Origin of the sequence: Roseobacter sp. MH60115, assembly GCF_015644665.1 — a bacterium.
Lineage (GTDB): Bacteria > Pseudomonadota > Alphaproteobacteria > Rhodobacterales > Rhodobacteraceae > Roseobacter.
The window spans coordinates 417,598-429,404 of record NZ_JADOBQ010000004.1; the positions used below are offsets into that span (position 1 = coordinate 417,598).

The following is an 11,807-nucleotide window of genomic DNA, read 5'->3' on the forward strand; positions in this document are numbered from 1 at the left end:
CTACTTGCCCATCTTGCTGGCGTAGAAATCGATCATCTGGCTGACCATGTTGTCGCCGTGGCCGGTTTCGGTGGCTTCGCGCAAGGCGCTGAGCGCGCATTTCGACATGATGCTGTCGACGCCGGCCTCTTCGGCCATCCGGGCATAGTAGCCCACGTCCTTGGCGGCGTTCCTGATGGCAAAGGCCAGCTGGTTCGGATCACCCTTGAGGCCGTAGCCTGAGACGAAGTCCATCATGCCGGAATGCAGCGGCCCGGCGGCCATCACATCATAAAGCTGCTGACGGTCGATGCCCGCGACATCCGCCATGGCAAAGGCTTCGGCCATGGCATTGGCGACGGTCATGCCAAAGAAGTTGTTCATCAGCTTGATCGTATGGCCCGACCCGAGGGTGCCGAGGTGAAAGACGTTTTCGCCCAGGTCCTTTAGGACCGGTTCCACCTTGTCAAAGGCCGCCTTGTCGCCCGCCGCCATGATGTTCAGCAACCCGTCCTTGGCGTGGCTGGGCGTGCGACCCAGCGGCGCGTCCATGTAGGTGCCACCTGCCTCCGCGACCTCTGCGCCAAGGGCGCGGGTGCTGCCGGGCAGCGAGGTGCCGAAGTCGATCACCACAGCCCCCGGTTTCAGGCCCGCGATCACCCCGTCTGCCCCGCGCATCCGGCTTTCCACGCTGTCGCTGGTGTCCATGCAAAGCATGACGATATCGCTGGCCGCTGCCACATCGCGTGCCGTTGCGACTTCGCTGGCCCCGCGCGCCACGGCGGCATCAATGTTCGGACGGGAGCGGTTGGCGGTGACCGTCATGCCATAGCCCTTGTCCTGCAGGCGCCCGACCATGGCTGCGCCCATCAGCCCAAGCCCGATGAATCCGATTGTGGGGTGTGTCATGTCCTGTCCTTTACGTCTTTTGGTTCTGAAATGGTGTCAAAGGCCCGTTTCTTCAGGCCTTTCTGGATTTCGTAGATGGAGATCGGCACATCCGGTTGCGGCTGCGGAATGCGCACCGGAATATCCTTGAGCCGTGGGTTCAGCGTGGTGTTGCCGCAGAGCATGCGGGTGTCATAATCCTTGATCCCCTCCCAGCGGGTCATCGACCCCATGATCGGAAAGGCATCCGCCGCCATCATCTCGTAAAACAGAATGCGCCGGGCGCGGTCAGATGTGTTTAGCGCTGAACCATGCACGATGCGCCCATGGTGGATGCTGATTGATCCCGCAGGGCCGGTCAGTTCCACCGCGTCCTTCGGGTCGAGCCCGTTTTCTTCCGGCAGCATCGCGCCCGCAAAAACACCGTCCACGTGGTGGTCATAGACCGGCCCTCTGTGAGAGCCGGGGTAGACCATCAGTGGGCCATTTTCGCTGGCCATATCGTCGATCAACACGCCGATGGCGAGGATGTCGTCATTCGTATGCGGGTAAAACGCATAGTCCTGATGCCACTCGACGGCGGCGCCATAGCCTGCCGATTTCATGTTCAGCTTGGTCGTGTGCAGTCGCAGGTCAGGCCCGGCCAGATCGCGCGCGGGACCAAGGATATGATCGGAATACATCAACTCCCGCATGACATCCGAGATCAGATGCGGCAGCTTGATCCGCCGCAAGCGAGGCGCGTCGGGCTGGTGGCTGTCTTCCAGATCGAGCCGGTCGTTGCTGGCCGTCATCCCGCGTGCCTCATCCTCGAACCTTGCGATTTCGGCGTGGATACGGGCGAGCCATGCCGCGGGGATCTGGTTTTCCAGAACAAGGTAGCCCTGCTCTTGATAATGCGCGATATGATCCGCCGTGAGAACTTCAGGCATAGATGGCTCCTTTGACTGTGCTGGCCAATTGCCCTTCGATCTGCAGGGCGACATCAAGGGTGCGCGTGGCATCGGCGACATCGATCAGCGGTTCGGCTCCGTCGATCACGTCGAGAAAATGATCCAGCTGGGCTTCCAACGGGGTCTTTGCATTTTCCGCCTTTTGAACGGGCACCCGTTGCGCGGGTTGCCCCCAATCGGTGCCGGACCAGAGCGTCATGGACGGAAAGCTGACCGCTCCTTCGGTGCCCATGATCCACATCATATCCTGCCCGGTGGTGCCGATGTTGGGGTTCTCCCCCGTGCCTGCCTCGAACCCCCAGGGGCTGGGACTGGTGTCGGCAAAGCTGATGGTGCCGGTGGCGCCGTTCTCAAAGGCCAGTGCCACCGCGCCGCTTTCAATGCGGGTATCGCCGCGCAGCCCCGCGCCCCGCAGGGCGGAAACCGCCGCGATCTCGCCAACGACAAACCGCAGGATGTCGATGTCATGCACCAGATTGATCATCACCGGGCTGCCGCCCGCAGCTCGCCAGTTCCCGGCAAAATAATCATCCGGTTTACGCATCGCCCAGATCAGATTGGCACAGACCACCCGGCCGACGGTCCCCGCCGCGATCATGGCTTTGAGCTGTTGCACGGCGGCATGATAGCGGCGGTGGTGCCCGACAAGAGAACCGACACCGGCGCGCGCCACGGCGTCGCGCAGGGCCTGCGCACCTGTCAGATCGCCCGCAACGGGCTTTTCGATCAGCATGTGCCATCCGCGTTTGGCGGCGTGGGTGCCGTGGCGGGCGTGCAGGTCCGTGGGTGTTGCGATGATGACGCCATCCACCGGGTCCGTCACCTCCGCCATATCGGCAAAGCGCGGGACATTCGGTGCAAGAGACATGTCCGGATCAGCCAGCCCGACGAGGTGGCAGCCCGGATGAGCCTGCGCCGCCCCGACGTGCCGAATGCCGATCAGACCTCCCCCAACGACAAGGATGCGTTTCACATCACTGCCCCGATCTGCCAGGGAACGAATTCATAATCGCCCAGGCCCTGAGCTTCGGACTTGGTCATCTCGCCACTGGCGACCTTCAGGAAGAGGTTGTAGATTTCGCGCCCCTTCTCCTCGACCGTGGTCCCTTGGGAGAGGATCGTGCCCGCGTCCACGTCCATGTCATCTGCCATGCGCTGGGCCATCTGTGAATTTGTCGCGACCTTGATGGTCGGGCTGGGTTTGGAGCCAAAGGCGGAGCCGCGCCCGGTGGTGAAACACACCAGATTGCAGCCTCCGGCGATCTGACCGGTGACGCTGGCCGGATCGTATCCGGGGCTGTCCATGAAGGTGAAACCGCGTGCTGTGACGGGTTCGGCGTATTTGTAGACGCCCATCAAGGGGCTTGTGCCGCCTTTGGCGGCAGCGCCCAGTGATTTTTCGAGGATGGTGGTCAGACCACCAGCCTTGTTGCCGGGGGAGGGGTTGTTGTCCATCGAGCCCTTGTTGCGGGCGGTGTAATCCTCCCACCAGTGGATGAGGCCCACCAGTTTTTCACCGATCACGCGGTCGGCGGCGCGGCGGGTGAGCAGGTGTTCCGCGCCGTAGATTTCGGGCGTTTCGGCCAACACGCCGGTGCCCCCTTGGGCCGCCAGCAGATCGCAGGCGTAACCCAGGGCAGGGTTGGCGGTGATGCCGGACCAGGCGTCAGAGCCACCGCATTGCAGGGCCACCTTAAGCTCCGAGGCCGGGCAGGGTTCGCGCGTGGCCTGATTGGCCAGCGGCAACATGGCGGTGATCTTGCCGATGCCCATCTCGACGGTTTTGCGCAGCCCGGCCACGGATTGGATGTTCATCACTTGAAAGCTTGGACCCTGTTTCAGGCCATAAGCATCAAGCAGCCAGTCGATCTGGTTGATCTCACACCCCAGCCCCACCATCAGCACGGCGGCATGGTTGGGGTGGCGCGCATAACCCCACATCACACGTTGCAGCGCCTCGAACCCGTCCCCGGCATCGGCCATGCCGCAGCCCGTGCCATGCACAAAGGCAACGACCCCATCCACATTGGGATAATCGGCCAGCACCTCGGGCGTGAAATGCGCGGCAATCATCCGCGCGGCGGTGGCGGAACAATTCACCGAGGTCACAATGGCGATGTAATTGCGCGTGCCCACCTGGCCGTTTTCCCGCCGATACCCCATGAAACTGTCGCGCTGGTCTTCGGGCACGGGCGTGACCGGGCGCAGGTCGGTGGCATAGTCGTAATCGGCTTGGGTATTGCGGAATTCGACGTTCTGCGTGTGCACGTTATCGCCCGCCGCAATGTCATCCGCCGCGTAGCCGATCACCTGCGCGTATTTGCGAATGGCCTCCCCCTTGGCGATGTCCCGGGTTGCGATCTTGTGCCCTGAGGGGATCAGCGCGCGGGTGGTAACACTTTCGAAGGCCACACCGACCTCCAGCGCGCGGGTGGCGGTCACAACGTTATCGGCGGGATCAAGACGGACGATGTCCATGACAGCTCCTCAGGCGCAGAAGGGGGCATCGCTTTGCCAGCGATGGATCGGGATATGAGCCCCGCCGGCAAGCTCTGCCCGGGTCTCTTCCCACATCTGCCGCCATGTACGCCAGTCGGTCAAGGCCGTCTCCGGCCGTGCGGCGCTGCGGGCGACGAAATCGGGAAAATGCGCGCGGCCGGTGGGTTGGCCGGTTACATTGTAGCGCAGATCAAAGGACCAGCGGAAGGCATCGGTGCCATTGGGCAGCGAGGCATGTGGCGTGAGCGGATGCAGCAGCACGATGCCTCCTGCACGGACGGGCAGGGGCAGGGCCTGCGCGGGGTCGATGAACCCATCAGCGATGGCGGTCTGGGTCTTTGGGCAGTGTGGCAGCATGGTGTCGGGTGTGCCCGGCATGACCTGCAGGCATCCGTTTTCCTCCGTCGCGTCCGTCATGGCGATCCACACGGTAACCATCTCTGTCTGGTCGGCTTCTTCCAGACCGACACCACGATCCTGATGCCAGTCCGTCTGGGTGATATGGGCGCGGATTTCACTTTCCTGAAGTGCAGGACGGGGCGGTTTGATCCGCAGATGCTGGATCGGGTTTGACGTGATCTCAGGCCCGATCAGGGCCTCGACAACGTCCAGAATGGCGTGGCAAGTCACGAGGTCAAAGACCGCTGGGCCGAAATGCATCGGCGTGTCTGCAGTAATCTCATCCCCCGGTAAGCTGATGTCCATCGGTTGGAACCAATCACATCCGGCCTCATAGGCGTTCAGCAGTTTTTGCCAGAAATCCTGCTGCATGACCTCCTGTGGCAGCAGGCCATCTGCGACCCAACCGTCGCACAGGCTGTCCAGCAGCGCGGCATATTCGCCTTCAACCTGCGCCCTGACCTCTTGCGGCACCACGTCTTCCACCACCAGATAGCCATCGGTGGCAAAGGCACGACGTTGGGCATAGGTCAGCATTTTACATTCCTCAGGGTAAGAGCAATGAGACGATCGGAGGCCAGATCAGCAGCACCGACAGGGCACAAAGCTGGATACCGATAAAGGGCAGGAACCCTTTGAAGATATCCGTCAGGCTGATGTGCGGCGGTGCCACGGATTTCAGGTAGAAGGCGGCAGGGCCAAAGGGCGGACTGAGAAAACTCACCTGCATGTTCATACAAAAGACCACGCCGAACCAGATCGCCACATGGCGGGGGTTCAGCTCGCCAAAGACGCCGATTTCCTCGATGGGAAGGCGCTGCACGATGGGCAGGAAGACCGGGATGATCAGCAGCACGATGCCGACCCAATCCATGAAGGCCCCCATGAAGAGCAAAATTACCATCATTGCGAGGATGATCCCCATGGTTGGCAGATCGGAGCCGACGATAAAATCGGCGACATAAACTGGCCCGCCCGCGATGGTGTAGGCACCCGCGAGGGCCGCGGCCCCGATGGTCACCCAGATGATGGTTCCGGTGGATTTCAACGTGCGCATGAGGCTGTCCCAGACCAGCTCGAACGATGCCTCCCCCCGGCAGATGGCGATCACCAGAACGGCCAGCGCGCCCATGCCCGCCGCTTCGGTGATGCCGGTGATACCGCCGTAAATCGAACCCATGACAACGCCGATGACGACGATGGGCGGCACGAGACCCTTGCCCATCGACCAGCCCAGGGCCGTGCGCGCCTTGCCCAGAACCGCGAACATCATCACGAAAGACAGCGCCACGGCCCCGCCGAACCATGGCAGCCAGTCGGCGGTGCCATAGGCGATGGCGGCCCCGGTATTGCCCGCGTTCTGGCCGGAGAGCTCAAAGAAAAGAGCCCGCAGGAAGAGTGCCGTGCCAAAGCCCGCAACCAGGACACAAAGGAAGGCGAGGAAGAGTTTGGCTTTCTCCATGCCATAGGGCTCACCCTCAACAGGGTCGGGGAGCGGCGCATCCTGCGGACGCAGCTGGGTGCGGATGATGATGTAGAGGATGATGAAACTGGCCAGCATGAAGCCGGGCAGGAAGGAGGCGGTGAAGAGCGCCTTGATCGAGGTTTCCGTGATCAGCCCGTAGATGATCAGAACAATGGAGGGCGGGATCATGGTGCCGAGCGAACCGGAGGCGCAGATGGTGCCGATGGCGAGGTTCTGGCTGTAGCCCAGGCGCAGCATCTGCGGCAGGGCGATCAGACCCAGCAGCACCACTTCGCCGCCAATGATGCCGGACATCGCGGCCATGATCACCGCCATGATCGAGGTTACGATGGCGATGCCGCCGCGGGTGCGGTTCAGCCAGACGTTCAGCGAGGAATACATATCCTTGGCAATGCCCGAACGTTCCAGCAAGGCCGCCATGAAGATGAAAAGCGGAATGGATATGAGGACATAGTCCGTTAAGAGCCCGTATATTTTCTGCGCGAGAATGTTGAGCGGCCCCGCACCGGGCCTGCCGGTCAGAATGCCGTCGCCAAAGGTCCAGGGCGCGGTCAGTAACGCGGGTTCGAACTTCATCACCAGCACCAGAACGGCGAGGATGGCAGAGGCAAAGCCCAGCGGCATGCCGATGGCCAGCAAAAGGATCAGGCCCAGCATGAGGACCAGTGAAATTGTACCGATATCCATCAGTTGGATCCTTTGGACTGAATGCTGCCGCGTGTGACGTCGAGGTCGCCGGTGCCGTCCGCGCCGACGGCGGCCTTGATCCGCTCCAACTCGTCTTGGTCGATGTCGTCGGCAGCGGTATGGATCACCGGCTCGGCGTTCCAGTCGGAGACCAGATTGACAACGGCCTGAAAAGCCACAAGCACGATCACCAGCAAGACCATGGGTTTCAGCGTGGCCGGAATGGGCGGGTCAAAGGCGGTTCCGAATGTTTCCCACCGGTAAAACTTGTCGAAGGCCTCGCCGTAGCCGCCATAAACGAGGAAGAAGGCGAAGGTCACGATCAGCAGCGTGGAGATGCAGTCGCAAGTGCGCTGCAAGGCGCGGGGCAGCATGTCATAGAGCAGAAAGATGCGAATGTGGCTGCGTTGCTGCATGGCGTAGAGCCCGGCGCAGAGAAAAACGAAACCAGCCAGCCAGAGCGAGAGTTCATTGGCCCAGAGGGTTGGCGCCTCGAAGACATAACGCAACACCACCTCGTAGATCATCACAGAGCAGAGCAGGACAATCAGCATCATGGTCAGCCGCCCGATGAAAACGGCAAGGCGGTCCAGCGGTCGCCAGCTTTCGAATTCCATGGGCGCGCGGCGGACAGTGCGCACACCGATGAAGCCGAAGATCGGCAAGAGCAGCAGCGTGATCCAATCCACCATGTCGGCGTAACCGCCAAAAAGCCCGCCCATTTCGGGCGTCACGTCGATGCGTCCGAAAAGCGCGCTGAGCTTGTCAAATTGCGATGGATCCTCGGGGGGAAACCACGAGAGCGTAAAGGCGGGAAGATGCCATGTCAGCCACGCAGCACAGACGATGAAGGCGAGCGGTACAAGCCATTCGATAAGGCTTCCGGATTTTTCCTGCATGGTTCTCCCCCAGCGGCCGATTGTTGGTGATTGCCCCGGCCAGAGACAAAAAAGACCCCGCCCTTGGCAGGCGGGGTCCGGTTTCAGGCCAGCTTACTGCTTGAGGCCAAGCTGCTCCAGATAGGCCAGGTGGCTTTCGACAAGCGCCTTGGCTTCCGGTGTGTCGGCGAACTCAGGCCATGTGGCCTGTGCTGCTGCACGGAACTTCGCCAGCTCTTCAGGTGCCCACTGCGACAGGGTCACTCCTTGCTCACGCAGCTGAGCAGCCGCTTCGGCGTTCTTCTTCTCGAACGTCAGCGCGGTGCGCAGGGCCAGCGCTTCCATCGCCACTTTCATGATCTTCTGGTGGTGCGCCGGCATCGCGTCAAATACGGCCTTGTTGCACGCCAGGTGATCCGACGGCATCGAGTGGAAGCCGGGGAAGTTGGCATATTTCACGATGTCATAGAGACCCAGGCCCACGTTGTTGGCGAGGCCCGACGCGTCCGCGCCGTCGATGATGCCGGTTTCAAGTGCGGTGAAGATCTCGGTGAAGTCCATCACGATGGGCGAGGCGCCCAGCTTTTCGAAGATCTTGGTTTCCATGCCGGGGGGCGAGCGGAATTTCCAGTCTTTGAAGTCTGCCACCTTGGCGATGGGCTTGGAGGAGGCAAAGCTCTCCTGCCCGTAGACCCACCAGCCGATCAGCTCCATGCCGTATTTGTTGTAGAGCGGTGCCGCTGCTTCACGACCGCCACCGAAATAGAGCCAGCTCAGCTGTTGATATGGTGTGTCGTAGCCACCCATGATGTCGCCGACGAACTGGAAGGCGGAGTTCTTGCCGGTCTGATATCCACCACCCGTCATGTCGCAGTCGAGAATGCCCGTGGAGGCGGCATCGAAGGTCTCAACCGATTTCACGACCGAGGATGAGTAGAACATTTCGACAGCGATCTCGCCGTTCGACATGTCCTGAATGTCCTGCACGTATTGTGCTGCCAGTTTGCCCGAAACCGTTTCAGGCGCATAATGTGTTTGAATGCGAAGATTGCTTGTTTCTGCCGACGCGGTCAGCGCAGTCGACGCAGCAAAGGCTGCTACAGCGGCGACTGTGGCCGCCTTTTTCATCATTTTCATTTTGTCCTCCCAGACGTTGAGCGCACTAAATTTCGGGACTTGAACGCCCCGGTCGTGATTACGCTAACGAAACGTTAGGCTGAGGCAGGCGCTTCAAGCAAGAAAATATTTTATTTTTCCCGAATTTCGATATTTTCTTTGATTTTCGAAATTTTGGGCGTAACGCTGGAAGGAGACTGGGAGACTTCACATGGCCGCGCAGGATGCCGATATTTTCGACGATATGCGTCACCGGCTGATCACCGGCGAATTTGGATATGGTACCAAACTGCGCGCGGAAAAGCTACGTCAAGATTACAATTGCTCGGCCAGTACGGTGCGGGAAGTCCTGTTTCGGCTGTCCACGGTCGGGTTGGTGGATTTTCAGGAGCAGCGCGGATTTAGATCACCATATCAGTCAGTTGAGCGACAGCATGAGTTGACCCACATGCGGATTTTGCTGGAGACGGAAGGCGCGTGCCTGTCGATACGCTTGGGGGGCGTCGAATGGGAATCCCGTCTGACGGCGGCCCACCACAAGTTGTCTCACATCGAAACCAGGGTGCGCTCATCGGGCGATCTGATTCCCCTGCTGGGGCTCTGGAGCCGGGCGGAGCAGGAATTCCACGAGACGTTGATCGACGCCTGCGGGTCTGGACTGTTAAAGCGTACGCATGTGGTAATTTACGAACAGTTTCGGCAACAGCTGGTCTCTGCAGAGACAAATTACGGGTATTTTCCGGAGAATATCCGCGAGCATCAGGCGATTCTGGATGCCGCTTTGCAGCGCAATGAGGATCTGATGCGCGTCTGTGTGAATGACCACCTGGCGCGCAATCTGACACGGCCCCTGCCCCGCAAATCCTACCCTGATGCCTTCGGTAAATCCTCCGCGATATAGGTCTGTACGATTTCGTCAAAACTGTTCTCTGCTTTGAAGCCAAGCGCCGTGGCGCGGGCCGGGTCGAAGTTGCGCGGCCAGCCCGCGACGATCTTCATGATGGCCTCATCTGGTTGCGGCTTGATCAGATCGACCGCCTTTTGACCTGCGACGCGGCGCAACGCTTCGATCTGCTCGGCCACGGTGCAGCTGAGCCCCGGCAGGCTGAGCGCGCGACGGCCTTCGAGCCGCGCGGTGTCGAGGGTTGCAGCATGGATAAGGAAACCGGCGGCGGCACGCGGCGACGCGTGCCAGTGCCGTACCGTATCCGGCACCGGGAGCACCGCCTCGACCCCGTTGAGCGGTTCGCGGATGATCCCGGAAAAGAAGGAGGAGGCCGCCAAGTTGGCTTTGCCGGGGCGAACACAGATTGTGGGCAGTCGCAGCGACATGCCGTCCATGAAGCCCTTGCGGCTGAAGTCCTGCAGCATCAGTTCGGAGATGGCCTTTTGCGCACCATAACTGGTTTGCGGAGAGCAGAGGAATTCGTCGCCGATCTTGTCCGGGAAGGGCGCGCCAAAAACCGCGATGGAAGAGGTGAAGATCACGCGCGGCACATACGCGCCACCGCTTGCGTCATGTTCGCCGCGCAGGGCCTCCAGCAGATGCCACATGGCCATCATGTTGGTGGCCCAGCCCTTGTCGAAATCGGTCTCGGATTCGCCTGAAACAATGGCAGCCAGATGATAGATCAGATCGGGCCGCAGACCGGCGAGCTGGTCGATCTTTGCAGGGTCGGTGAGATTGCCGGTGATCTGCGCAGGCCCCTCGGGGCAGCTGGGCGGAAAGCCGATGTCAAACAGCGAGATATCCAGCGTGTCGTGGCCCTGCAGGCCTTCAGACAGCAACCGCGCCAACAGTTTCTGGCCAACCATGCCGCCGCCACCGATGATCAGAACGCGGGTCATGTGCTTAATCCGTTTCTGGCTTTCAGTTCGAGGTAAAGCCCTGAATGGTCCTTCTCCGCGCCATCCATGGCGTCGATGAAATGCTGAAACCTGTCCCGCACGCTTTCCGTGGCGGGCAGCGTAAGGCCAAGGCTTGCGGCTTCGTCCAGGGTGTTGTTGAGGTCCTTGACCTGAAACTTGGTCAGCCCGCCGGGCTCGAAATTCCCTGTCGTCATACGTTCGCCATGCTGTTGCAGGATCACGCTGTCGGCGAAGCCGCCCTTGAGCGCGGCGCGCACCGCTGCCGGGTCGGCGCCGCCCTGTTCAGCGAGCAGCATGGCCTCGGCCACGGCGCTGATGGTGACGGCGACGATGGTCTGATTGGCGAGTTTCGACAGTTGTCCTGCCCCCGAGGGGCCCACGTGAACGGGTCGGCCCATGGCCTCCAAGATGGCGCGGGCGGTTTGATACGTATCCGCCTTGCCGCCGACCATGATGGCGAGGCTGGCGGCCTCCGCCCCTTTGGTCCCGCCTGACACCGGCGCATCAAGGTGCGCGAAGCCGAGGCTTTCGAGTAGCTTGGCCTGGGCGCGCGCATGTTCCGGCTTGGCACTGGACATGTCGATCCAGACTGCCCCGGGGCTGAGTGCCCTTGCGGCCAGCGCCTCTTCGATCACGGCGCCGGAGGCAAAACCGTCCGAGAGCATGGTGATGATGAATTCCGCCCCGGTGATGGCGGTCATGGCATCGGGTGCCACGGTGGCGCCATCGTTGGCGAGAGGTTCGGCCCGGGCCAGGGTGCGGTTCCAGACGGTGAGGTCATGCCCCGCCTTGAGCAGATTGCGGCTCATCGGGACACCCATCAGCCCCGTTCCGATCAGCGTGATTTTTCGCGATGTGGTCATGGTGCCGGACATCCCCCTTGATCCGTTTTCCAAAGCAGTAGCCAAACTGGCGCTGTTGTCATACGCTAACGAAAACCAGCCATTGGACCAGCCCGTCCGGTGGTTTTTTGATGAAGACGGCAAAATTTGTGCTGCGGCCAAGGGTGGATCACCCGGTGTGGAGAGCCGGCCGCAAGCGCTACGGGGGACA

At 61.1% G+C, this 11,807-nt stretch carries 11 protein-coding genes; 1 reads left to right on the plus strand and 10 read right to left on the minus strand.

From position 1 onward, the window contains the following. The 8 genes from ISX84_RS15105 to ISX84_RS15140 form a co-directional block, all read right to left on the minus strand. Positions 1–888: an NAD(P)-dependent oxidoreductase gene (locus tag ISX84_RS15105; protein WP_195821209.1), complete on the minus strand. Its 888-nt coding sequence runs from the start codon at positions 886–888 to the stop codon at positions 1–3. Next, positions 885–1,799 (minus strand): phytanoyl-CoA dioxygenase family protein, encoded by a 915-nt coding sequence (locus ISX84_RS15110; RefSeq protein WP_195821210.1) that lies wholly within the window; start codon positions 1,797–1,799, stop codon positions 885–887. Before ISX84_RS15110 ends, ISX84_RS15105 begins: the two co-directional genes overlap by 4 nt. Beyond that, positions 1,792–2,793, minus strand: a complete 1,002-nt coding sequence (locus ISX84_RS15115) for a Gfo/Idh/MocA family protein (protein WP_195821211.1) — start codon at positions 2,791–2,793, stop codon at positions 1,792–1,794. The genes ISX84_RS15110 and ISX84_RS15115 overlap by 8 nt, the downstream gene beginning before the upstream one ends. Then, complete coding sequence (locus ISX84_RS15120) at positions 2,790–4,298, minus strand: UxaA family hydrolase (protein ID WP_195821212.1); 1,509 nt, start codon at positions 4,296–4,298, stop codon at positions 2,790–2,792. The genes ISX84_RS15115 and ISX84_RS15120 overlap by 4 nt, the downstream gene beginning before the upstream one ends. A gap of 9 nt (positions 4,299–4,307) precedes the next feature. Further along, a complete protein-coding gene (locus tag ISX84_RS15125) occupies positions 4,308–5,255 on the minus strand; it encodes a phytanoyl-CoA dioxygenase family protein (RefSeq protein ID WP_195821213.1) in 948 nt (315 codons plus the stop codon). Positions 5,256–5,265: 10 nt separating this feature from the next. Then, entirely contained in the window at positions 5,266–6,891 is a 1,626-nt protein-coding gene (locus ISX84_RS15130; protein WP_195821214.1) for a TRAP transporter large permease, read from the minus strand. Beyond that, on the minus strand, positions 6,891–7,790 hold the full coding sequence (locus tag ISX84_RS15135; protein WP_195821215.1) for a TRAP transporter small permease subunit: 900 nt from the start codon (positions 7,788–7,790) through the stop codon (positions 6,891–6,893). The genes ISX84_RS15130 and ISX84_RS15135 overlap by 1 nt, the downstream gene beginning before the upstream one ends. A 93-nt stretch (positions 7,791–7,883) precedes the next feature. Beyond that, the gene (locus tag ISX84_RS15140; RefSeq protein WP_195821216.1) at positions 7,884–8,906 is read right to left on the minus strand and encodes a TRAP transporter substrate-binding protein; all 1,023 of its coding nucleotides are present in this window, start codon (positions 8,904–8,906) and stop codon (positions 7,884–7,886) included. A 190-nt stretch (positions 8,907–9,096) separates the two neighbouring features. Here ISX84_RS15140 and ISX84_RS15145 point away from each other — a divergent pair, with 190 nt between their 5' ends. Then, a complete protein-coding gene (locus ISX84_RS15145) occupies positions 9,097–9,786 on the plus strand; it encodes a GntR family transcriptional regulator (RefSeq protein ID WP_195821217.1) in 690 nt (229 codons plus the stop codon). Here the strand turns inward: ISX84_RS15145 and denD are convergent. Beyond that, positions 9,750–10,733: a D-erythronate dehydrogenase gene (gene denD, locus ISX84_RS15150; RefSeq protein WP_195821218.1), complete on the minus strand. Its 984-nt coding sequence runs from the start codon at positions 10,731–10,733 to the stop codon at positions 9,750–9,752. The two genes, ISX84_RS15145 and denD, sit on opposite strands and share 37 nt — an antisense overlap. Continuing rightward, positions 10,730–11,617: an NAD(P)-dependent oxidoreductase gene (locus ISX84_RS15155; protein ID WP_195821219.1), complete on the minus strand. Its 888-nt coding sequence runs from the start codon at positions 11,615–11,617 to the stop codon at positions 10,730–10,732. Before ISX84_RS15155 ends, denD begins: the two co-directional genes overlap by 4 nt. Positions 11,618–11,807 lie beyond the last annotated feature (190 nt).